Origin of the sequence: Sphingomonas sp. TZW2008, from assembly GCF_002117915.1 — a bacterium.
Taxonomy (GTDB): Bacteria; Pseudomonadota; Alphaproteobacteria; order Sphingomonadales; family Sphingomonadaceae; genus Sphingomonas.
On record NZ_BDJB01000014.1, the window covers coordinates 222,525 to 247,884 of the forward strand.

A 25,360-nucleotide genomic window follows, 5' to 3' on the forward strand; every position below is an offset into this window, starting at 1 on the left:
ACCCGAGACGCGCGCGGGATGCAACGACCCTCAGAGCGTGAAGTCGGACGCGGCGAGCGTTCCCGCTCCGGCAACGACGAAGCTGAAGTCGGCGATGCCGTCTCCGTCGAAGTCGCCCGACACGATTCGGTCGCCGCCGATCACCTCGTAGCGCAGCTGCCCCGCGCCGCTGAAGGCGGCGGTGCCGATGAAGGTGAATGCCTGATCACCCGCCGTCCCGGCGTCGACGTCGATCGCTGACAAGTCGATACGGTCTCGCTGCGCCGAGGAGAAGTCGAGTACGCGATCGAGCGTCCCGGTGCCAAAGTCACCTAGCGCTTCGAAGATAAAGCGATCCACGCCGTCGCCGCCCGAGAGCAGATCGGCACCGGCGCCGCCGACGAGCTGATCGTTATCGGCCCCGCCTATCAGCGTATCGCTGCCTGCCCCGCCGTACAGCCGATCGTTGCCGGCGTTGCCGACAAGTTGATCGTCGCCGTCGAGGCCGTACAGCGCATCGCGGAGCGCCCCGCCGGTGATGATGTTGGCTTTTGCATTGCCCGTCAGATCCGAACTCTGCGATCCTGTATAGGTCAGGCCCTCGATCTCCGCGAAAGCCTCGATCGAATAGTTGCGGATGGTGGTCTCCACGGTGTCGAAGCCATTACCCGCGAGTTCTACCAGCTGATCGGCATCGTCGGTGACGACATAACGATCGTCGCCGGCGCCGCCGTTCATCACGTCGCCGCCGTCACCGCCGTCGAGCAGATCGTTGCCGCTACCGCCGAATAACCGGTCTCGTCCGTCGCCGCCGTAGATCGCGTCGTCGCCGCCCGCGCCGACGATCAGATCAGCGCCGTCCAGCCCGCGCAGAACGTCGGCGCCGTCGCTGCCGGTAAGCCGGTTGTTGAGCGCATTGCCCGTTCCCGACAGTCCCGTCGCGCCGATCAACGTCAGATGCTCGACATCGTCACCCAGCACCCAATCGATCGATGCGATGACCTCGTCGAACCCACCGCCCGGCTGCTCAGACACGACATCCCCCACGTCGTCGACGTGGTAGGTATCGTTGCCCAGGCCGCCACGCATCACGTCCGCGCCGCTGCCGCCATTTAGGTCGTTGCGGCCGTCATTGCCGACGAGCTCCTGCGACAGCTCGTTGCCGGTCAGCGCGATCGGCCGGCTGCCCGCCGCAGCCTCGAGCCGTTCCACCGCGCTGCCCGCGCCGAGAACGAAACTTGCTGCCGCGATCACGGTATCGTTGCCTTCGCCCGCGGCTTCGAACACCTGATCGCCGCCGTCGCCGACGTAGAACACGTCGTCGCCATCGCCACCGTAGAGACGATCCGCGCCGCGCCCGCCATCGAGCGTATCCGCTCCGCCACCGCCGTAGATCCAGTTGTCGAGCGCGTTGCCCGTGCCGGTAAAGGCGCCCCCACCGGTGTAGCGCAACACTTCGATCCCTGCGCCGAGCGTGTAGGAACCAAGCGCCGTCTCGATTGCATCGGCACTGCCGCCGGTATCCACCACGACATCACCGGCATCGTCGATGCGATAGACGTCGTTGCCGGCCCCGCCGCGCATCGTATCCGCACCCAGCCCGCCGTCGAGGATGTTGTCCTCCTCGTTGCCGACGATCAAATTGTCGAGATCGTTGCCGGTCGCCGCAATTGCGCCGGATCCGCTCACGAGCGTCAGATTTTCGACATGCGCCGCCAGCGTATAGCTTGTCGTCGCCCGGACGAGATCAGTGCCGCCGTCCGCGGCTTCGATGACCAGATCAGCGCTGTCGTCGACATAGTAGATGTCGTCACCGGCAAGTCCGACCAGGCGGTCGGCACCTGTGCCACCATCGAGGATGTCGTCTGCCGCGCCGCCGGTGATGACGTTCGCCGCGGCGTTGCCGATGCCTGCGAACGACAAGGCACCGACGAAGGTTAGATTCTCGACGTTCGCGTGCGTGGCGAGCGAGAAACGTCGCAGTTCGGTCTCGATCGTGTCGATACCGCCATCGACGTCCTCGACGACCGTTTCGTCGGATTGTGACACGACATAGGTGTCGTTGCCGGCGCCGCCGTCCATCGTGTCGTTCGCCGCGCCGCCGTCGAGCACGTCGTCGCCATCCCCACCGAACAGCTCGTCACGCCCGCCGCCGCCGTAGAGCGTATCGTTGCCCCCGCCGCCGTAGAGCGTATCGAAGCCGCCGAAACCATAAGCGGTGTCATCACCCGTGCCGCCGGTAAATACATCACGGTTGTCGGTTCCGTTGAAGAACTTGCCGGTGTTTTCCGTGGTCGGCACGAATAGCTGGTCGAGGAACTGGATCGCCTCGACGCCGATCATCCGATCCTCGCCGGTATCGCCGCGCAGCTCTGGGAAATTGTCGACGAGAATATAGCCGCCTGCGCCGTCCTGGCTGATCGTATATTCGGCGCGAAGCCCGTTGACGTAGACGATGTCGTACCCGGCGCCGCCATCGATCGTGTCATCGCCGAGGTCGCCCGTAATTTGATCGTCACCATCGCCGCCGGCGATCACGTCATCGCCGCCGCCTGCCAGGATCACATCGTTGTCGGCGCCGCCATCGAGCGTATCGATCGCGTCGCTGCCAGTCAGTTGATCGCGGCCAGCGCCGCCGGACAGGCTACCGGAACCGTTGATAACATCGTCCCCGGCATCGCCGCTGAGCGTGCCGTTCCCGGTCAGCGCGTCGTCGCCATCGCCGCCGTACAACAGCCCGTTCGCCACAATCGCATCGTTGCCGGCGCCGCCGTACACCGTCGTCCCGCCGATATCGGAATCGCTTATCGTATCGCTGCCGTCACCGCCGTAGAGGATGTCGACACCAAGCCCGCCGATCAGCGTGTCGTTGCCGTCATCACCCGAAAGCGTGTCATCGTTGGCGCCGCCGTCGAGCGTGTCGTCGCCACCGTCGCCGTGAAGGTCGTCCGCTCCGAACCCGCCATAGACAGCGTCGTCGTCGGCACCGCCGCTTGCGCGATCGTCACCGTCGCCGCCGAACAGCTGATCGGCGCCGCTGCCGCCCTGCAGCGTATCGCTACCGGTGTTTCCAAAGACGACGTCGTCACCCTCGCCCGCATCGATCGTATCGTCGCCTTCATAGCCGTCGAGCCGATCGTTACCCTCGTTACCTGCGATCACATCCCCTGCGCCGGTACCGAAGAACACATCGTCGTTGGCGGTGCCGGCATAGGTCTCGCCGATCAGCGACCCGCGCCGATCGAGATGGTCGCCGCCGAGCAGCGCCGCTGCACCACTGGCGAAGGAGAGCGCCTCAACCGCCGTCAGGACGTCTTCGCCGCCCGCACCGCGATTGTCGATGACGTGATATCCATCCACCGCCAAAGCGACGGTGTAAGAGTTGCGGGTGCCAGCGAACGTCACGGTATCGCTGCCTTCGCCGCCATCGATCACGTCATCGCCGGCACCGCCGGTGAGCGTATCGTCGCCACTGCCGCCGAAAAGTTCATCGCTTGAGCCGGCGCCGGCCAGCACATCGTTGCCGTCACCGCCGTAGAGCCGCCCGGCGCCCGTCACGATATCGTCGCCCGCGTCGCCGTACAGGCGATTGGCGCCGTCGACGTCGCTGATCAGGTCCGCGCCATCGCCGCCGTAGACCGCGTCGTCGCCCGCCCCACCGTCGATCGTGTCGTCGTCAGCCTGGCCATAGAGACGATCGTCGTCGGTGCCGCCGTAGATCGTGTCGAACCCGTCGCCGCCGCGGACGAAATCCTCGCCGGCATCGCCGTGAAGCTCGTCGTCGCCGGCATCACCCGAGATGCCATCATCGCCCTGGCCGCCGACGATCACGTCGCGATCGCTACCGCCTTGTATCTCATCGTCGCCATCGTCGCCGAACAGCGTGTCGATGCCTGCGCCGCCGTAGATCAGATCGGCTTCGGTGCCGCCGTGAACCTCGTCGTCGCCCTCCTCGCCATAAAGCGTATCGCTACCCGCAAGGCCGTAAACCACGTCATTGCCGCCGCGCGCCATGATGGTGTCGTCGCCCGACCCGGTATCGGCAAGCGCGTTATTGCTATCATCCGAGATGACGTCACCAGCGGCCGTACCGATGATCTCGACGCCGTAGTTCGGTACGGCGGTATAATCCGCGTCGGCAAAACGGAGCGTGTAGATGCCGTAGAGTTCGTCGAACCCGTCCGGCGAGCCGACGCGATTGTCGAACACCGTGACCTTCGAGCCGACCTGGACGACGGTATAGTCGTTCCGCGAACCCGCATAATAAACGATGTCGGGATTATCGTCGGTGCTCCCGCCGCCATAGATCTTGTCGTCGCCAGCGCCGCCATAGAAAGCGTCGCCGCCGCTGCCGCCATAGAGCGTGTCGTTGCCGTCTCCGCCCGCCAGCACGTCGTCGTCCGCGCCGCCGTCGAGCACGTCGGTCCCGTACCCACCATATATCGCGTCGGCGCCGGCGCCGCCCGAGAGCAGCTGATCGCCGCCGTATATCTCTGCAATCGTATCGTTGCCGTCGCCGCCGTCGACGATGCTGTCGCCATAGACAGTGATCGCGTCGTTGCCGTCGCCGCCGTAGAGCGCGCCATCGCCGAAGATACTGTCGTTTCCGGCTTCGCCGTAGAGGTTTCCGCTACCCGATACGCGATCATCGCCGCTGCCGCCGTACAGGTTCTGACTTCCCGTGACACTGTCGTCGCCGTCACCGCCGTAGAGCGATCCAGCCCCGGAGAGCTGATCGTTCCCATCGTCGCCGAAGAGCGTACCGGTGCCCGAGATGATGTCGTCGCCGCCGTCACCGTGGAGCGTGTCGACGAACGCGTCGTTGCCGACGATGTAATCGTCGGAGTCGCCGCCCGACAGACGGTTCGTGCCCGATCCGCCGAACAGCTGATCGATCCCCGCGCCGCCGACGATCAGGTCGTCGCCCGCGTCGCCTGCCAACACGTCGTTGCCGTCACCGCCGTAGACAGCGTCATTGCCGTCGCCGCCGCGGACGTGATCGTTGCCGCCGCCAGCGCGCGCATCGTCGTCGCCCGCATCACCCAGGATGAAATCGTCGTTGTCGGTGCCGAGGAGCACATTCGCAGTCGTATCGCCAAGGATCGTGTCGCCCGCCCCCGTTGCCAGAAGCACGTCGCTGTCCGCGAAGGACGCCGTCTCCACATCGATCAGCTGGTCCGTGCCCTCGCTCGTCCAGTTCGCAATAACCGCAATCGTGCCGTCGATCCGGCTAACCACGGTGTAATGGTCGCGCCGGTCGGCGTAGAAGGCGGTGTCGCTGCCTGCACCGCCGTCGAGCGTATCGTCGCTGTAATCGTCGGTGGCGATCCCTCGGGTCGGTACGCGGCTGCCGACACCATTGGGGCTGCCGTCGCCGCGCAACGCATCGTCCCCCTCGCCGCCGTACAGCGTCTGCGCACCGTCGACGCTAGCATAAGGCGTGTAGCCGATCAGCGCGTCGCCGCCGCTGCCGCCATAAGCGGTCGAACCATCGGTTGCGCGGATAACGTCGTCGCCGTCGTCGCCGAACAACTCGCCTGAGCCCAGGATGGTGTCGTTCCCGTCATCACCGTGGACCACCCCGATCGCAGCGTAGATGCTGTACCCGATCGTGTCGTCGCCGGCGCCGCCGAACAGCTCGCCAGACCCCAGCATCGTGTCGTCGCCAGCGTCACCGTAGAGGCGGCCGCTACCGTTGAGGTCGTCGTCGTCGTCGCCGCCGTAGATCGTACCGACGCCGCCGACGCGGTCCGCACCGGCATCACCGTAGATCTGATTGTCACCGACATAGTCGCTGATCTGATCGTCACCAGCGTCGCCGTGGATGACGTCCGCACCCTGGCCGCCGTCGATGATGTCGCCGTCGTCGCCCGCGTTGACGACGTCGGCGCCGCTGCCTGCGTAGATGTGGTCGATCCCGCTTCCGCCTTCGAGCAGGTCCCCGCCCGAGCCGCCGTCGAGCACGTCGTTGCCTTCGTCGCCGTAGAGCCGGTCGTTGCCGTCGTCGCCGATCAGCCGGTCGTTGCCGGCGAGGCCCCGGAACTCGTCATCACCGGAATCGCCGATAAGGATGTCGTCGAACGGGGTACCGGTCCGCACGATACCGCCAAGCGACACGCGCGGCAGATCGAATTCATCATCCGCGAAAACGAGCAACTCGACGCCGCGCAGTGTGTCGACACCGTCGCTGCTGCCGCCCGCACGCGTATCCTCGACGACGACGCTACCGTCCACGTTGACCGTGATGCGATAGTCCTGCCCCGTCGTGACGGTCGACCCGTCGGCATTGTTCACGGTCGTGTGGCTGCCCAGCCGGCCGCTGTAGAACGCCTTGTCGAAGCCCGACCCGCCAACCAGCGTGTCGTTTCCGCCGCCGCCGAACAGGTCGTCGTCACCGGCATTGCCGATGACGATATCGTCGCCGAAGCTGGCGTCGATCGTATCGTTCCCGTCGCCGCCGTCGAGCACCTCATTGCCGCTTGCGTAATAGGGCCCGACGTAGCCGCGCAGAACGTCGTCGCCCTCACCGCCATAGGCTTCAGAATTGGCGGTCGCGACAATGTCATTGCCCGCGCCGCCATCGAGAAGCCCGTAGCCGGTCAGGACGTCGTCGCCTTCACCGCCGTAGAGCGTGCCGCTGCCCGACAGCGAGTCGTTGCCGGCTTCGCCCGAAAGCACGCCCGTTCCCGAGACGGAATCGTCGCCTTCCCCGCCGGCGAGTGTGTTCTGGCCCGATTGGTCGTCGATCGTGTCGTTACCGGCGCCGCCGCCGATCACGTCGTCGCCGAGCCCGCCGTACAGCACGTCCTCGCCCGCGCCGCCGTCGATCGTATCGTCGCCGTCATCGCCATGAATCAGGTCGTAACCGGCGCCACCGCTGATGCGATCGTTGCCGCCGCCGCCGTAGACGATGTCATTGCCTGCGATCCCGCTCGGAACGCCGGCGATGGCGCCATCTGCAGCGCCGTCGGCCGCGATCGAATCGTCGCCGTCGCCACCGAAGATGCGATCGTTGCCGCCGTTCGCGGCAATCGCGTCGGCGCCGTCGTATCCGGTGATGATGTCGTCGAAGAACGTGCCTGTTAGCGTGTCGTCGCTGTCGGTGCCGTCGAGTAGGACGCCCGTCGCGGCGTTCGTGGCAGCCATGTCGACGTCGTCGAAACGCAACGTCTCGACCGCTACCACCGTGTCGGTGCCGTCCGGACCGTAGTTTGCGGTCACGATATAGCCGCCGACACCGTCCTGCGTGACGCTATAGTCGCCGCGGCGCCGCGAATAGGCGGCGACGTCGTCGTTCAGACCGCCGTCGATCGCATCGTCGCCGCTGCCGCCGACGATCACATCCTGCCCGCTGCCGCCGTAGATCGCATCGTTGCCGCTATAGAAGATGCTGCCGAAGATTTGATCGTCGCCATCACCGCCGAACGCGGTGGCCGTCGTCCAATCGACGTTGATGCTGTCGTCGCCCTCGCCCCCGTCGAAGGTAACGATCCCGCCGTGGTATATGCCGGAGTAGAGCGCATCGTCGCCCGACCCGCCGTAGGCCGTCGAACCACCGAACGCATCGATTGCGTCATTCCCGGCATCGCCGAAGAGCGTGCCCAAGCCGGAAATGCTGTCATCCCCGTCGTCGCCGTGCAACGTGCCGCTGCCGGAGAGCTGATCGTTGCCCTGATCGCCGTGAAGCAGCCCGCTGCCCGATACCGTGTCGGCATCCTCACCCCCATAGAGAGCGCCGGTACCGCTGAGCGTGTCGCGACCATCGCCGCCGTAGAGCTTGTTTACGCCCTGATCGTCGGTCAGCCGATCCTCGTTGGCACCGCCATACAGCGTGTCGTCATGCTCGCCGCCGTCGAGCACGTCGTCGTCCTCCCCGCCGTAAAGCGTGTCGTTGCCGGTATAGCCGAGCAGCGTATCGTCGCCCTCCTCACCATAGAGGAGGTCGGATCCGAAACGCCCGTCAAGCACGTCGCCGCCGCCACCGCCGTAGACGATGTCGTCACCGCCGCCGGCGTTCGCGCGATCGAACCCCGGTCCCATGTAGATCGTATCGCCACCTTGCGTATCGGGATTGGGATACGGATCGGACAGATCGGGCGTGATCGGATCGATTGCGCCGGGGCTGCGGTAGAAGTCGTCGCCCGGCAGCAGATCGTCGGCGCTGGTGCCGTAGATGATCTGCCCCGCAAATGTCGCCAACGCGATTTCGCGATCGGCAAAGATCAGCAGCTCGACATTGGTCAGCGTATCGGTGCCGTCCGGCGATCCGTCGCGATTGTCGGTAACGGTCGTCACACCATCGACGATGCTGATAGAATAATCTGCCGCACGGCCGCTATATCGCGCGGCATCGTACGACGTGCCGCCATCGATGGCGTCATCGCCGCCGCCGCCGGTCAGCTCGTCGTCGCCGTCGCCGCCCGATAGTTGATCCGCGCCGGCGCTGCCGAGCAGTAGATCCGCTCCCTCACCACCATCGAGCGCCGCCGCGCCAAGCGCGATCAGCGTATCGGCGCCGCCGTCGCCGTAGCCGACGCCGCCGGCCTCCACCGTGATACGATCGTTGCCCCCGTCGCCGTGCAGGAGACCGCCGCCCTGGATCGCATCCGCGCCGTCGCCACCATACAGGCCGCCGTCCGCAAGCGCCCCGATGCCGAAGATCGTGTCGTCGTCGTCGCCGCCATAGGCTGCGCCGACGACGTTCAGGTAATCATTGCCGGCGCCGCCGTAGACGATGTTGGCGCCATCGGTATCGACGATCGTGTCGTCGCCGTCGTCACCGCTGATCTGATCCGCGCCGCCGCCGCCGACGATGTAATCGGCACCGCGTCCGCCGCTGATCGTGTCGTCGCCGAAGCCGGCGTAAATCTGATCGTTGCCGAGTCCGCCCGACAGCGTGTCGTCGGAGGCGGTGCCGTAGATGATATCGTTGCCGTCGGTTCCGTTGTTGGTGATGCCAGTGCCCGCGGGCGAGTAGCTCGGCTGGAAGTTATCGAGTGTGAAATCGCCGATCGACGCGTTCGCGAAGCGCAGCACGTCGACCGCCGACTCCTCCGTGCCGCCGGCATCGCGATCGATCTGCAGGATAACGTCGGCACCATCCTGAACGAGCAGCAGGTGCCCAGTGACGAACGGGTTTTCGCCATCGACGTAGCCGAGCGCCCGATTGAGCAGGCCAGCGAGCCCGATAACATCACCCGCGGCCCCGCCGACGAAATCGGTCACGACGTCGACTGCCGCGCCCGGCTGCCAGTTGAGCAGGAACGCATCGCGGCCCGCGCCGCCGGTCACGGTGTCTACCCCCGATCCATATCCGAGGTTGACGAACTGGTCGGCCCCGACACCGCCATCGAGCGTATTGGCGCCCTCGGTATCGTTGAAATAGTCGGCGCCGACGCCGCCGAACGCCAAGTCGTCGCCCAAACCGCCGTACAGGTAATCGTCGCCGTCGCCGCCGTAGAGAGTATCGTTGCCGCCCTCGCCGTTCAACTGATCGCCGCCGTCGCCGCCGTCGACACGATCATCGCCATAGCCGGCATAGATATAGTCGCCGCCGCCGTTGCCGGTGATGGTGTCGTGGCTGGGGGTGCCGCCAATACTATTGCCACCGTCGTCGCCGACGATGATCGCGCCGGCGCCGTCGGGGCCGTACTGCGGCCCGAAATTATCGTAGACGAGTGCCGATGCGTCGACCCCGCTGAGGCGGAGTACCGTTGTCCAGTTATCGCCGCTTGCGCCTGCCGAGAATTCGACCAGCGTATCGGGCCCATCCTGCAACAGGCGCAGATAGCCCGTCGTGAACGGATTGCGATCGCCGCTACCGAAATACTCGCCTGCCAGGCTCGAGATGTTGAGCACGTCGCCGCCGAGTCCGGCCGCAAAATCAGTAACGACGTCGACAGCGTTTCCAACCTGCCAGTTCAGCGAATAGCCGTCGCGTCCCGCCCCGCCGGTCAGCGTGTCGACGCCGCTGCCGTAGCCGACGTTGACGAAGCTATCGTCGCCGTCGCCGCCGAAGCTTTCGTTGTCGCCCTCGTAATCGTTGAAATAGTCGTTGCCGCCGTCGCCATAATTGCGATCGTTGCCGGCACCGCCATAGAGATAATCGTTGTCGTCGCCGCCGTAGAGCGTGTCGTCACCGCCGTCACCTGACAGCTGATCGCCGCCTGTTCCCCCATAAATGGTGTCGACGCCATAGCCGGCGTAGATCGTGTCGCCGCCGCCGTTGCCGGTGATCGTGTCATTGCTGGGCGTACCGGCAAGGTAATTGCCGTCCTCGTCGCCGACGATCACCGCCCCCACGCCATCAGGCCCGTACTGCGGCACGAAGTTGCTGGCGTCGAACGCGGCCGCACTGGTGCCGGCCAGCCGCAACACGTCGGCCCAGTTGTCGCCGCTTGCGCCGGCCGAGAATTGCAGCAGCGTGTCCGCCCCATCCTGCACCAGCCGGACATAGCCGGCAGTGAAGGGGTTACGATCGCCGCCGCCGAAATATTCGCCGGCGATGCTGGATAGGTTGATCACGTCGCCAGCCGGCCCAGTCGTAAAATCGGTGATGGTGTCGAGTGCGCTGCTGGCCTGCCAATTCAGCGAGTAGCTGTCACGTCCGGCGCCACCGCTGATCGTATCCGTGCCGCTGCCATAGCCGACGTTGACGAACGTATCGTTGCCAAGGCCGCCGTACAGCGTGTTCGCGCCTTCATAGTCATTGAAATAGTCGTCGCCCTCGTCGCCGAGCGCCACGTCGTTCCCGCTGCCACCGTAGATATAATCATTGTCCTGCCCGCCGTAGAGCGCGTCATCGCCACCCTCGCCGAAGAGCTGATCGTTGCCGTCGCCGCCATAGACTTCGTCGATGCCGTAGCCCGCGTAGATCGTGTCCGATCCGCCGTTGCCCGAGATCGCATCGTCGTTGACGGTACCGACCAGATAGTTGCCGTCGTCGTCACCATCGATCGTCGCACCGACGCCATCGGGCGCGTATTGCGGGACAAAATTGGCATAGGTGAACGCGCCCGCCAGCGTGTCGGCGAAGCGCAGCACGTCGGTCCAATTGCTGTCAGTTCCGCCCGCTGAGAATTGCAGCAGCGTGTCGCTGCCGTCCTGGATGAGCCGGGCATAACCGGTGAGGAACGGATTACGATCGCCATTGCCGAAATATTCGCCGGCAATGCTCGACAGGTTGATGACGTCGCCGTCTGCCCCGGTTGCGAAATCGGCGATCGTGTCGACCGCGTTGCCGATCTGCCAGTTCAGCGAATAGCCGTCGCGCCCGGCGCCCCCGGTGTACGTATCGATGCCTGCCCCGTAGCCGACATTGACGAACGTATCGTTTCCGGCCCCGCCATCGAGGGTGTTGGTGCCTTCGTAATCGTTGAAATAATCGTCGCCATCATCACCGAACGCGGCGTCGTTCCCAGCACCGCCATACAGGTAATCGTTGTTCTCTCCGCCATAAAGCGTGTCGCTGCCGCTCTCGCCGAAGAGCTGATCGTTGCCCGTGCCGCCGAACAATAGGTCGGCCCCTTCACGCGCGTAGATGACGTCGGTGCCGCCATTGCCCGACAGCGTATCGTTGCTGGCAGTGCCGATGATATTGTAATTGTCCCCGTCCCCATCGGAATAGGTGATACCTTCCGCGCCGGGCGAATAGCTTGGAATGAAATTGGCGACGGTGAACGTATCAGCGCTGACGTTCTGCAGCGTTGCGATCGTTTGCCAGCTCTCGCCGTCCGCCGCACCGGTCACGTCGACCTGGAGCAGCGTGTCCGCGCCGTCTTGGAACAGGCGAACGAATTGCTCGACGAACGGGTTGGTGCCGCTGACATAGCCGCTCAGCGAGGCAAGCACATTGTCGATATCTAGGATGTCGCCGCCCGTCCCCGGGGTGAAGTCGGTGATCACGTCTGCCGTGCGCGATGCATCCACGTAATAGAGCTCGTACGTGTCAGTGCCGGCGCCGCCGGTAAAGGTGTCCGCAGCGCCGCCGTCGGCGCTGACGTTGTAGAACAGATCGTCGCCCGCGCCGCCGAGCGCCGTTGCGCCAGCGCCTGTCACGTTGAAACGATCGTTGCCATCGCCGCCTTCCAACCGGCTCAACGCGCCCGCTTGGAGATAATCGTTGCCACCGCCGCCGTAGAGCTGATCGCCCGTGCCGCCGCCGCCGTAGATCGTTTCGTCGCCGTCGCCGCCGGTAACGACGTCGGTGCCGTCGCCCGCGTCGATGTAGCCGCCGCCCGTGCCGCTTTCGATCGAGTCGTCGCCCTGCCCACCGTACAAATAGTCGTAACCCGCGCCGCCGAAGAGCTGATCGTCTCCGGCCTGACCTTCGAGCGAATCGCCGTCGTCGCCGCCATAGATGACGTCGGCATCGTTGCCGCCCGCGACATAATCACCGCCCGCGCCGCCGTAGACGGTGTCCGCCCCCGATCCGGCATAGATCGTGTCGTTGCCGCCATTGCCAGATATCGTGTCGCCGTCGGGCGTACCGTACAACGTCGTCCCATCGTCGCTATCGTCGATCGACACACCCTGCCCGTCGGGTGAATAGGCCTGCACAAAATTATCGCGCGTAAGATCGCCCGCGGCGACGTTCTGCAGTCGCAGGATCACGAAACCCGTCGATGTGCCCGCCGTACCGTCCGGATCGTATTGGACGAGCGTGTCTGCCCCGTCCTGGACGAGCGCGAGATGCCCAGTGAGGAAGGGATTGTCGCCGCTCGGCAGATCATAGAACGGGGTTTGCTGGAAATCGAGCTTGTCGCCGTTCGCCCCGGCGGCAAAGTCGGTGATCACGTCGACGACATAACTCGGTGACGGATAATAGAAGCGGTAGGTGTCGGCGCCCGCCCCGCCGGTCAGCGTATCGGCACCCGATACGTAGCTGACATAGGCGAGATCGTCGCCGTCTCCCCCCGCAAAGGTATTCACGCCCGAGCCGCTGCCATCGTAATAATCGTTACCGGCACCACCGACGTAGCTGTCGTCGCCGGCCTCGTCGTACAGCGAATCGTTGCCGTCACCGGCATCGACGCTGTCGTTGCCCGCGCCGCCGCGCAACTGATCGTCATCGGCCCCGCCGGCGATCACGTCGTCGTTCGCGCCGCCGTAGATCGTGTCGGCGCCTGCCCCCCCCTCGATCGTATCGGCGCCGGTACCACCGTCGATATAGTCGCTGCCGTCGCCGCCGTAGATGACGTCCGCCTCGCCGCCGCCGTAGATCGCGTCGTTGCCGCCGTTGCCGCTGATCGTGTCGGCATTGCTGGTGCCTTCGAGCACGTTGCCATCGTCGTTGTCATCGATCGTCACGCCGACGCCGGCGGGCGAGTAGCCCTGGACGATGTTTGCGGACACGATATCGTCCGCCAAGACCCCCTGCAGCCGCAGGATCTGGACAAAAGCTTCGCCGTTCTCAGAACCGTCGGCATCATATTCGATGACGGTGTCGGCACCATCCTGAACGAGCCGTAGATAGCCGGAGGTGAAGGGATTGGCGTCGCCCGGCATGCCGTAGAAGGGCGTCTGCTGGAAATCGAGCCGGTCGCCGTCGTCGCCGGCCACGAAGTCGGTGACGACGTCAGCCTCGGAGCGCGCGTCAGGATAGTAGAGGCGATAGGTATCGCGCCCCGCACCGCCGCTGATCGTAGCAACGCCAGAGCCGTAGCTGACACCGACGATCAGATCATCGCCGTCACCGCCGAACACCGTATCGGTGCCGCTGTTGGCATATCCGTCGCTCAGCTCGATCGTGTCGGCGCCGTCGCCGCCATCGATCATATCGTTGCCGTCACCGCCGTACGCGTAATAGCCGCCACGCAGGTAATCATCGCCCGCGCCGCCATAGATGATGTCGTTGCCGCCGACGCCGCCGTAGATGCTGTCGCCGTAGAGCGCGTCGTCGCCATCGCCGCCGTAAATCGTGTCGTCGCCGCCGGCACCCCCATAATAACTATCGCCGTAGATCGTATCCGCGCCATCGCCACCATCGATCGCGTCGTCGCCACCGACGCCGCCACCGTAGTAATCGTCGCCGATCAGCGTGTCGGCGTCTGCACCGCCCTCGATCGTGTCATCGCCGCCGCCGCCCTCGACATAATCATCGCCCGTTCCGGCAGCGATCACGTCGTTGGCACCGTAGCCGTAGATCACGTCGCTGCCGCCGTTGCCGATGATCGTGTCGGCGTCGGGCGTTCCCGTCAGCGTGCGACCCTCATCGTCGTCGACGATCGTGACGCCTTGTCCATCGGGCGAATAGGCCTGGACGATATTGTCGCGCGTCAACTGCGACGCATCGACGTTCTGCAGCCGCGCAACGGTGATGAAGCCATAGCCGTTGCCGCCCGCATCGCGGTCATACTGCACAAGCGTGTCGGCGCCATCCTGCTGTAGCCGGAGATGACCCGACGTGAATGGATTGGCGCCGGGATCGAGCCCGTCGAACGGCACAGCCGCAAAATCGAGCCAATCGCCCTCGGTGCCGACGGCAAAGTCGGTGATCACGTCGATCGAGTAGCCATCCGCGAGCCCTGACCCGAAACGATAGACGTCACGGCCTGCCCCGCCCGTGATGGTTGCGACACCGAAATCCTGGCCGAGATTGTAGAACAGGTCGTTGCCGTCACCGCCGTCGATCGTATCGCTGCCCGCAGCGCCACCGCTCTGGACGTAGATCGTGTCGTCGCCATCGCCGCCCGCGATCGTGTCGTCCCCGTCACCACCGTAGACGGCATAGCCGCCGCCGAAGATCGTATCGGCGCCGGCCCCGCCGCGGATCACGTCGTTGCCGCCGCGCCCGTAATATTGCGTATCGCCGAACAGCACGTCGTCGCCGTCGCCGCCGTCGATCTCGTCGTCACCGGCGTCACCACCATAAGCGTAGCTGTCGCCAATGATCAGGTCGTTGCCGGCGCCGCCGAACAACTGGTCGTCACCATTCGACCCGCCATATTCATTGTCGCCATAGATTACGTCGCGGTCGTCACCACCGCGAACGACGTCGGCATTGCTGCCTGCAACGATATAGTCGACGCCCGCACCGCCATCGAGCACGTCGGCCCCGCCACCGGCGCGCAAGGTGTCGTTGCCGCCGTTCCCGTCGATCGTGTCCGCATCGGGCGTGCCGTCGAGGTCGTTGTCGCCCTCGTCTCCTATGATCGTCTCGCCCACGCCGTCGGGTGAGAAGGCAGGCAGCAGATTGTCCCTGGTGATCGACGCCACGCTGATGCCGGCAAGTCGCAGCAGTGCGACGGCGGCGCCTCCACCTGCGGCGTCCGCGTCGTACAGCAGCACCGCATCGTCGCCGTCCTGAACGAACTGCAGGTAGCCCGCGACGAAGGGGTTTTCGCCTTCGGGTAGGTCACCAAAGGTCAGCGCGGTCACGTCGATCGTGTCGCCGCCTGCGCCGACGGCGAAATCGGTGATGATATCGGTGGCTTGATCCGCCGCGTCGCTGCGCAGGATATAGCGGTCCTGTCCGTCGCCGCCGGTGATCGTCGCGATGCCGGCGCCGTAGCCAACCAGAGCAAAGACATCGTCCCCCGCGCCGCCGGAGATCGTATCGACGCCCGCATCGGCGCCATTCGCGCGCCCGACGTAGATCGTGTCATTCCCTGCGCCGCCATCGATCGTGTCGTCGCCGCCCGCGCCCGATCCGACCACCATGTCGGCGTAGATCACGTCGTCGCCATCGCCGCCGTAGATCGCATCATCGCCGTCGTCGCCGATGCTATAGGCGTAACCGTCGCCGAAAAGCGTGTCGGCACCGTTCCCGCCGTACAACGTGTCGTTTCCGCCTGCCCCGCCATAGTAATAGCTGTCGCCGACGATCGTATCGTTGCCGCCGTTGCCCGTGATCACGTCGGCGCCGCCCGCGCCGCCGCCGTAGACCGCCTCGCCGACGAGGAAGTCGCCCGCTGCACCGCCGGTGATCGAGTCAGCGCCGCTACCGCCGGTATACTGCCCGCCGTCATCGCCGGCAGCGACGGTGTCGTTGCCCCCGCCGCCGTACACCTCATTATAGCCGGCGCCGCCGTCGATCGTGTCGTCGCCGCTGCCGCCGTAGATCAGGTCGTAGTCTGCGCCGCCATAAAGCTGATCGTCGCCGGCGTAGCCCGATATCGTATCGCTGCCGCCGTTCCCGCTGATCGCATCGTTGCCGCTGCCGCCATCAAGCGTGTTGCCGCCGTCGTCGTCGTCGATCGTGACGGGTGCATCGGCGACCGGATTGGCCCCGCCGAAGTTCGCAGTCGTAAACGCCGTCGCCAGTGTATTGGCGAACACCAGTAGCCGACGCTGATCGGTACCGTCGCCTGCCTGTGCCCCGTAGAGGATCGTGTCGGCGCCTTCCTGAACCAATGTCAGGTGTCCGGTAGAGAACGGGTTGCCGTTGCCCAGATTGTAGAAATAGGTATCGCGCAGGTCGACGACGTCCCCATCGTCGCCGGTCGCGAAATCGAGGATGGTATCGGCATTCGTCGATGCAAAGCCCGAAAGCCTGTAAACGTCGGCGTCGTCGCCGCCGGTATAGGTATCCGCGCCGCCGCGACCAACGCCTTCAAACCGATCGGCACCGGCGCCCCCTTCAAAGAGCGTGGCCGATGTATCATCGTAGCCGGCGTAGAAGGTATCGGCGCCCGCCCCGCCGTACAGGGTGTTGCCGCCAACGCCGCCGTCGAGATAATCGTCGCCATCGTCGCCATAGAGCGTGTCGTCGCCACCATCGCCCGACAGATAGTCGTCACCTGCGCCGCCGTAGAGCGTATCGGCACCGCGCCCGCCATAGAGGGAGTCGTTCCCCGCGCCACCCTCGACCGTGTCACGGTTGTTACCACCCACGAGGTAATCACCGTCGTCACTGCCGACGATGGTCTCGCCGGTCAGTTGCGGATTGAACGACGGGCTGAAATTCGCATCGGTCAGCGTTGCGGCGTCGAGCCCCGCGAGGCGAACGAGATCGCGATACGTGCCGTTCTCGCGCAGCTGAAGCAGCGTGTCATTGCCGTCCTGCACCAGGCGTAGCGCGCCCATTTCAAAAGGCTGCTCGTCATAGTCGTAGAGATAGCCGGTCAGCGCCTCGATATCGAGTATATCCTCGACGACATCGAAGTCTGCGATCGTATCGACCGGCACCCCGACCGGCCCCGCCGCCCCGACAACGCGCGTGGAATTTCCGCCGCCCGCGCCGCGTGCGATCTCGAAAACGTCACTGCCGGCGCCGCCGTACAGCGTATCGGCAAACGCATCGTCGTCGACCGACTCCAGCCGATCGTTCCCGTCCCCGCCATACAGGGTATCGCTGCCGGCGTTGCCGATCAGCCGGTCATCACCGCCGTTGCCGTAAAGCGTATCATCGCCGAAGTAACCGTCGATCGTCTCGTTGCCGTCACCGCCATTTACGGTATCCGCGTTGGCGCCGCCGACGTAGGTTGCGTCGGTGCCGTCGGGCAGTGTCGTCGTCGTGCTGACCATGCCGCCATCGGGTGCGAAATCTGGCCCGAGATTGTCCGTGGTGAGCGTATCAACCGCAACGCCGGACAGTCTGACGACATCCAGCCAATTGCCCGACGCGTCGACACTGACTTGAAGCAGTGCGTCCGCGCCGTCCTGGACGAAGCGAAGATGCCCGTCGCCGAAGGGATTGTCGCCGTAGCGATAATTTGTGAGGGCATCGAGCAAATCGCCGAGATCAATGACGTCGCCGCCCGGACCTGCAGCGAAATCGGTGATCGTATCCGCCACAAGATTGGCACCGACATAGCTTAGCACGTAAGTGTCGCGGCCCGCCCCGCCGGTCAGGGTGTCGGCAAAGCCGTCCCCCAGCGCGCCTTCAAAGCGATCGTCACCGTCATCGCCGCTAGCGACGATGGCAGCATCCTGCTTGACGATGAGGTCATCGCCGGCCCCGCCGAACGCCGTCGCTTGATTGCCGGACACGTAGAGGAAATCCGCACCGTCGCCGCCGTACAGCGTATCCGCCCCCGTCCCGCCGTACCCGGCGTAGAGCGCGTCATCACCTCCCCCACCATATAAGCTGTCGGCGCCCTCACCTCCGGACAGCTCATCGCTCTCGTCACCCCCGGTCAGAATGTCGTTGCCGCGACCGCCGGAAAGATAGGAGGTCACACCCGAACCGGTTCCACCGACCAGCACATCGTCGCCGCTGCCACCGTACAGGTCGGAATGGCCTACCGCGTTGCCGATCAAGATGTCGTTGCCGCTCGTTCCCGAGGCGGCGTTATAGGTGAACGCGTTGGCGAGCCGCAGACGTTCTATCCCGGCGTAATCGCTGAGCGAGCCATAATCGGTCTCGCTGATGATGACCTCGTCGATCCCGCCCGATCCCGAATCGCTGATCGTGGCACCGGTACGCGCGTAATAGGTGTCGTTGCCCTCGCCGCCGTCCAGCAGATCGCTTCCGGCACCACCGTCGAGAATGTCGTCGCCGGCCCCCCCATTGAGCGTATCGTCGCCGTCGCCGCCGTAGATTTCGTCCGCGCCATCGCCTGCGTTGACGACATCGTCACCGCCGCCGGCATAGACCCGATCATCGCCGCTGGTGCCGTTGATGATTTCGCCGCTGTCGGTGCCGTCGAGATCCATGCGCTTCACCCCTGCCGGGACGCGTCACGACGCGCCCATTTCCACAGCGGAAGGCGTTGCTAGTTGAACCCCCGAACAGCCTATCGGCCGGTCTTCTGCCGGCTCAGCGATTGATAGTACGATCCCACCCATCCGGGAAGTCGTTGCACCAGGCAACCCTTCCCATCGGCCAAAAGGCTAATCCTGGCCGCCGTCCTTTTCAAGCCGGAACGTCGGGTGAGAGCGTGGCATTCCTTACAACCTGGATCGGTGCGCAATCATGCGCGATTGCGCAGCCGCGGCGTCGGCCGGCCTCCTTCTCGCTCGGTCAGGCATAAACCGCCGGCTCGGTCGAACCGTACGACAGCCACGCACTGCTAGAAGGTCGCGGTGGCATTCATCGACAAGTAGCGTGTCCACCGGCCTGCCGGCGCATTCGGCGCCGTGCGCAGGAACCGTCCTTTCGCCAGGATAACCGCGTCAAGCTCGAGCCGCAGCCAGTTGAGCGGCTGGTGTCGGACCCGCGCGTCGAACTGCGTCCCGGCGTAGCGTCCCGATGCGCCGGAAGGGTCACGAACGCCGGTCGAGGAGAAAGCGTCGCGCCGCGCCGCCAGCCACATCGGATGGAGCGTCGCCATCACGTCAGTACGCTTGCTTGGCTGCGCCTCGACGCGTGGCCCGGCGCTGATGACGTTGCTGCGCTGTACCGCATTGTACAGGCCTGACGGCGCCAGATCGGCGCGGCGCATCCCGAACAGCGTGTCGAAACGGCCATAGGCGCGGCCGGCATCGTCGCCGCTCGCGTAGTCGTACTCGATCGACCATCGCGTCTTCCAGCGGTCGTCGAAGGTGTAGCCAGCGTCGGCGTGGACGAACCACGCGCGGACCGGCAGCAGCGCCGCGCCGTCGGCGAGGCCGCTTGCTACCGTGCCGCGCTGCACGAACGCCTCGACTTCGCCATCGACCTGCGCGGTCGACGGGTCGCGCATCAGCCGCAGACCGAAGGTATCGAGCGAGCGATCGCGCGTCGGCCGGCCGGGCGTGTCGCGTTCACCGAGATGGAAGAAGCTCGCCTCGATGCCGAGCGGGCCGATCGCCTTCGCGCGGCTGACCAGGCCGCCCCACAGCACCAAGTCAAAGCCCTCGCGATCAATCGCGACGGCATTGCGATCGAGGCTGTCGCGATCGTCAGGGCGGCGCTGCTGCGGCAGCGTGTAGATCGTCGTTGCCGCCCAGCCGCCACGCCACGCGAAATCGGCACGCAGCCCGGTGTAGCCGTTGGTGGTGTTGCGATAATCGTCCGCCGCGACCAGCCGACGCGACCCGACATTGAGCATGAAGCGCCCGGCCGTCACCGTCGCGCGACTGCCGGCGCCGGCGATTTCGGGCAGGGTCGCCTCGGCGAACGCCTGCACCATTTCGAGCGCGTTGACCTCGCCGGTGGAAATTGGCGTACCGCGATCGTCGCCATAGACCCGGCTGTCCCACAGCTCCGCCACGAGGCGGATGGGGCCGTCGCGGTGCTGCGCCATCAGCGTCGAGCGGAGATTGACCAGCTGGTCGGCGGTGTTGAACCCGGTCCGCGCCTGGCCGTCGATCTCCTCGACGCGCAGCCGCGCGGTGCCCGACAGCGACAGGCCCTCGGCCGCTTCCTGCGCCGCGGCGGGTGATGCGGAGGCGAGCGCGAGCAGCAGGGCCCATCCCCACCTCATGCAATGGCGCCCGTGAGATGGAGCACAAGCCCCGCCGCCGCGGAGGCGAGCAGCGTGACGATGATATTCGCGCGTAAGGCGAACACCGCGACGATCGCGCCGATCGCCAGCAGCGCCGCCCAGGGATCGATGCTGGAAAGGACGGGCGCGTCGAACCGGATCGGACCGACGCGCGCGACGAGAGTCTCACGGAACAGCGTGTGGAGCGCGAACCAGATCGCGAGGTTGAGCACGACGCCGACGATCGCCGCCGTGATCGCGGAGAGCGCGCCGGAGAGCGCCGCGTTGCCACGCAGCCGCTCGATGAAGGGCGCGCCCAAGAAGATCCACAGGAAGCACGGCGCGAAAGTGACCCAGGTCGCCAGCAACCCGCCGAGCGTCCCCGCCAGCAGCGGCGACAGCGCACCGGGATCGCGATAGGCGCCGAGGAAGCCGACGAACTGCAAAACCATGATCAGCGGTCCCGGCGTTGTTTCAGCCATGCCTAGGCCGTCGAGCATCTCGCGCGGGCTCAACCAGCCGTAATGCTCGACCGCCTGCTGCGCGACATAGGCGAGAACCGCATAGGCGCCGCCGAAGGTGACGGTCGCCATCGTCGAGAAGAAGGTCGCGATTCGGCTGGAGACGTCGTCCGGGCCGCGGAGCACGAGCAGCGCCGCAACCGGAACGAGCCACAGTGCGAGCCACAAGGCGGCAGTACGTGCTGTCTCGCGCAGCGTCGGCCGCGCATGCGCCGGCAGCTCCTCGCCGAGTAGCGTGTCGGCATCCGCCACCATCCCGCCCTTGGCGCCGCCGTGTCCGCCGCCGTGGAACACCGCGCGACCCTTCCGCGTCGACCACCAGCCAATGACGCCCGCGCCGAGCACGATCACCGGAAATGGCACGCCGCCGAAGAAGATCAGCACGAATGCCGCCGCTGCCAGCAGCCGCGCCGGCAACGTCGTCAACGCACGACCGCCGATCCGCACGACCGCCTGCAGCACGACGGCTAGCACCGCCGCCTTCAGCCCGAAGAACAGCGCCGCGACGATGCCGACGCGGCCGTAGAGGACATACACCCAGCTCAGCGCCATGATCGCCACTGCGCCGGGAAGGATGAACAGCACGCCGGCGACGATGCCGCCCCACGTGCGGTGCATCAGCCAACCGATATAGGTCGCCAGCTGCTGCGCCTCGGGGCCCGGCAGCAGCATGCAGTAATTGAGCGCGTGCAGGAACCGCTGCTCGCCGATCCAACGCTTCTCGTCGACGAGGATGCGGTGCATCACTGCGATCTGCCCGGCAGGCCCGCCGAACGACAGCAGCGCGATCCGCAACCACACGCCCAACGCCTGCGACAGTGAGACCGGCGCCGGGCGTACGATCGATCGCGGGGGATCGACTGCGATCGCTTCGCTCGCCTGCGCGTTCATGCCGACACCTTTGCGCGCGCAGGTTTATGCGACGTCCAGTCGTGCCGCTCACCCTGCGCGTCGCGGCACCATCGGTACAGCGCATCGTAGACAATCATTCCGGCGTCGAGCTGCGCGTGATCGTCGCTGTGGAGCCGCGATAGGCCAAGCGAGACTGCCAGCAGCCCCGCCGCCTCGGGTGCTAGCTCAAGCCGATCGGTATCCGCCCCGCGGACGATCGCGGCGAGGCGCGCGAGCGGCGCGTGATCGGCGAGCCCGAACGCGTCGAGCATCGCGTCGAACGTGCAGCGCTCGCCATGGTGCGTCCAGAAGACGCTGTCGTCGGCGATGTCGAACGGTTCGGCACGCTCGCGCGTCGCAACGCTGAGGACATCGCCCGGCGCCACGAACAGGAACCGCGCGTCAGGATCGACGAAGCGGCGGATCAGCCACGGACAGGCGATGCGATCAACCTTTGGCCGCGCACGCGTCACCCACCAGGTGGCGCCGTCCGCGTGGCGCGGCGGCAGGTGCGCGAGCGTCACGGTCGGCAATGCCGCCGCGACCCATGCGTCGAAGCCGCCGTCGAGCACTTCGGCCGCGATCCCGTCGCTGCGCAGGATCGCCGCCGCAGACACTGCCCCGCCTGCCCCGTCGGCGTCGACCAGCACGATCGCGCGGCGTCGATCGAGGTGCCACTCCGTCGGCGGCTTAGACGGCGCGGGCCGCGCGCTAGGGATTATTCGGTCCGGTGTGTCGCGCAGGTCGAAAATGGCGGGCGATCCGGGAAGCCCGACGAGGCGGCCGAGCTTGTCGGGGGAAATGGCGTGATGCGCAGGCACGATGCGTCCTCGGCGTAGTGATGCTGGACGCGACACTTCGGCTGACGCCTCGTGGGGAGTTCGCCGCCCCCATGGCGGCAATCAGCCACGATCGCCAGGCGGTGTCAATCGGCTGCGTCGCAAGCGGCGATCGCCTCAGTGGCCGACAAGAGCACGCATTAAACCGCGATGATCGAACCGGCTGAGACGATACGGTAGGTAAAAGCTTCAGCGTTCTACGCGCTGCGCGAAACCGCTGGCTGGGGCGGCAGGATTCGAACCTGCGAATGCCGGTACCAAAAACCGGTGCCTTACCACTTGGCGACGCCCCAACAGACGCGCGCCCCTAAAGCGTGCGCGCGCGAAGTGCAATTCTTTGGAAATGCCGATCAGGCGACCGGATGGATCCAGCCGTGCCGATCGCTCGCCCGCCCGCGCTGAATCGCGCCGAGCTGATCGAGGAAGCGCTGCGTCGTCTGGCCAGTACCGCCGGTGCCGATCGTGAAGGCGTAATCGGGCCCGTTCACCGCGCCGATCGGCGTCACCACCGCGGCGGTGCCGCAGGCGAAACTCTCGACCAGGCGACCGCTCGCCGCATCGGCACGCCACGCATCGATTGAATAGGGCTCCTCACGCACCGTCAGCCCGGCGTCGCGCGCGAGCGTCAGGATCGAATCGCGCGTGATTCCGGGCAGGATCGTGCCGGTCAGCGCCGGCGTCTGGATCGATCCGTCGTCGAACACGAAAAAGATGTTCATGCCGCCCAGCTCCTCGATCCAGCGTCGCTCGGTCGCATCGAGGAACACCACCTGGTCGCAGCCGCGCCGGATCGCTTCGGACTGCGCGACGAGGCTGGTGGCGTAATTGCCGCCGCACTTCGCCGCGCCCGTGCCCCCCGGCGCCGCGCGCGAGTAATCGTGGCTGACCCACAGCGAGATCGGCCGCACCCCGCCCTTCCAGTACGAGCCCGCCGACGAGGCAAGCACCATGTAGAGATATTCCGCCGCCGGCTTCACGCCCAGGAACACCTCGCTCGCAATCATGAACGGGCGCAGATACAGCGAACCACCATCGATCGCGGGAAACCAGTCGGCATCGGCCTTTACCAGCGCCTCGATCGAACCGACGAATAGCTCCTCGGGAAGCTCGGCCATCGCCATGCGCCGCGCCGAATCGCGGAAACGGCGGGCATTGTCGTACGGGCGGAACAGCGCGACGCTGCCGTCATCGTGACGATACGCCTTGAGCCCCTCGAAAATCTCCTGCGCATAATGAAGCACCGCGGTCGCCGGGTCGACCGTCAGCGCCGTGCGCGCGGTGATCTTCGCGTCGTGCCAGCCCTTTGCCTCGTTCCAGCGGATCAGCGCCATGTGATCGGTGAAGACGCGGCCGAAGCCGGGGTCGGCGATCCGTGCGGCGCGCTCGTTCGCCGGGATCGGCGCGGTGTTTGGCTCGAAGGCGAAGGGAGAAGGCGTCGGCACGAGTTGCGGCTCCTGCGGCGCGGAAAAAACGCCGCCGTTGAAGGTTGCGGTCGGGTAGGGCCGATGGCAAGGCCGGTCAACATGGCTGCCCCAACGTCCTCCGCCTCGCCGCTTTTCCTGCGCGAACCCGAGATCCGTCGCGGGCTTGAGCTACTGTATTTCGGCAATGCGCACGTCACCCGGTCGATCGATCGCGGTCTCGCGCGGCACGGATTGGGGCGCGCGCATCACCGCGCGCTGTACTTCATCGCGCGCAAGCCCAACATGGCCGTCTCGGATCTTCTGGCGCTGCTGGGGATCACCAAACAGTCGCTCGGCCGCGTGTTGGGCGAGCTGACCGATCGCGGCCTGGTCGAGGCGCGGCCGGGCGAGCGTGATCGTCGCCAGCGGCTGCTGCACCTCACCGAAGCCGGCGCGGCATTCGAGGCCGAACTGTACGACGCGCTGCGTGAGCGGCTGGCAACGGCCTATTCCAAGGCGGGACAGGGCGCGGTGAGCGGCTTCTGGGCGGTGCTCGAAGGCCTGATCCCTGACGAGGAAATCGCCCGTGTCGAGGCGCTTCGCGGCAACTGAGCCTTAGCCGCGTGCGGCCGAGATTCAGCCGCGGGCCGCGGCTGCTAGGGTCGCGTTGCGATCACGGCTGGCGGCGAGCGTCGCGGCAAGCAGGCCGTTGAGCGCCGCGTCGCGATCGAGGACGTTGAGCCCTTCGCGGGTCGAGCCGCCCGGGCTTGCGACACGATCGGCGAGTACGCCCGGGCTCTCCGATGCGCCGCTCGCCATCGCCGCAGCCCCCTCCACCGTCGCGAGCGCGAGCCGCGCCGCCTGATCATCCGGTAGCCCGAGCTTGGCGCCCGCGGCGGCAAGCGCATCGATGAAGCGGAAGACGAAGCCCGGCCCGCACCCCGATAGCGCGGTGACGGCATCGAACATCTGCTCGTCGGCGATCCACTCGACCTTGCCGAGCGGCGCGACGAGCGCCTCTGCCGTAGCGCACGCGGCATCGGTCGCCGTGGCGGCATGCAGCGCGGTTACGCCCTTGCCGATCGCGACAGGCAGATTGGGCATGGCACGCACAATCGAAGCCGCGGGAATCCTGGCGGCAAGTGTTTCTTCTTCCACCCCGGCGAGGATCGAGAGGAGCATCGCGGGGCGAACCCGTGCCAGATCCGGTGCGACCACGTCGAGCAACTGCGGCTTGACCGCGAGCACCAGAACCTCCGGCGCAGTGTCCGCTGGCGGGGTGGGCACACAACGCACGCCGGGCGCCAGCGCCGACACACCGGGATCGATCACCGTCACGACCGCCGGATCCATGCCCGCGCCGAGCCACCCGCGCAGCATCGCGCCGCCCATGTTGCCGCATCCGACAAGCCACAGAGAAGCCGGAAAGGTCATGCGGC

At 66.0% G+C, this 25,360-nt stretch carries 7 protein-coding genes and 1 tRNA gene; 1 reads left to right on the forward strand and 7 read right to left on the reverse strand.

The genetic code is table 11. From position 1 onward, the window contains the following. Nucleotides 1–30: 30 nt before the first annotated feature. The 6 genes from B7L05_RS17535 to B7L05_RS15390 all read right to left on the reverse strand — a co-directional run bounded on the left by B7L05_RS17535 (nucleotide 31) and on the right by B7L05_RS15390 (nucleotide 23,960). Nucleotides 31–18,576, reverse strand: coding sequence for a type I secretion C-terminal target domain-containing protein (locus B7L05_RS17535; RefSeq protein ID WP_085811145.1), 18,546 nt, complete (start codon nucleotides 18,574–18,576; stop codon nucleotides 31–33). 356 nt (nucleotides 18,577–18,932) lie between these two features. Continuing rightward, complete coding sequence (locus tag B7L05_RS15370; RefSeq protein ID WP_085811146.1) at nucleotides 18,933–20,267, reverse strand: alginate export family protein; 1,335 nt, start codon at nucleotides 20,265–20,267, stop codon at nucleotides 18,933–18,935. Beyond that, complete coding sequence (gene chrA, locus B7L05_RS15375; protein ID WP_085811147.1) at nucleotides 20,264–21,679, reverse strand: chromate efflux transporter; 1,416 nt, start codon at nucleotides 21,677–21,679, stop codon at nucleotides 20,264–20,266. Before chrA ends, B7L05_RS15370 begins: the two co-directional genes overlap by 4 nt. After that, a complete protein-coding gene (locus tag B7L05_RS15380; protein ID WP_085811148.1) occupies nucleotides 21,676–22,500 on the reverse strand; it encodes a sulfurtransferase/chromate resistance protein in 825 nt (274 codons plus the stop codon). Before B7L05_RS15380 ends, chrA begins: the two co-directional genes overlap by 4 nt. A gap of 236 nt (nucleotides 22,501–22,736) precedes the next feature. Continuing rightward, nucleotides 22,737–22,811, reverse strand: a tRNA-Gln gene (locus B7L05_RS15385). A gap of 57 nt (nucleotides 22,812–22,868) precedes the next feature. Further along, complete coding sequence (locus B7L05_RS15390; protein ID WP_085811149.1) at nucleotides 22,869–23,960, reverse strand: branched-chain amino acid aminotransferase; 1,092 nt, start codon at nucleotides 23,958–23,960, stop codon at nucleotides 22,869–22,871. A gap of 81 nt (nucleotides 23,961–24,041) precedes the next feature. Between B7L05_RS15390 and B7L05_RS15395 the strand changes: the two genes are divergently transcribed. Next, nucleotides 24,042–24,533: a MarR family winged helix-turn-helix transcriptional regulator gene (locus B7L05_RS15395; protein WP_085811150.1), complete on the forward strand. Its 492-nt coding sequence runs from the start codon at nucleotides 24,042–24,044 to the stop codon at nucleotides 24,531–24,533. A gap of 24 nt (nucleotides 24,534–24,557) precedes the next feature. Here the strand turns inward: B7L05_RS15395 and proC are convergent, their stop codons facing one another. Then, complete coding sequence (proC, locus tag B7L05_RS15400; protein WP_085811151.1) at nucleotides 24,558–25,355, reverse strand: pyrroline-5-carboxylate reductase; 798 nt, start codon at nucleotides 25,353–25,355, stop codon at nucleotides 24,558–24,560. Nucleotides 25,356–25,360: the final 5 nt, after the last annotated feature.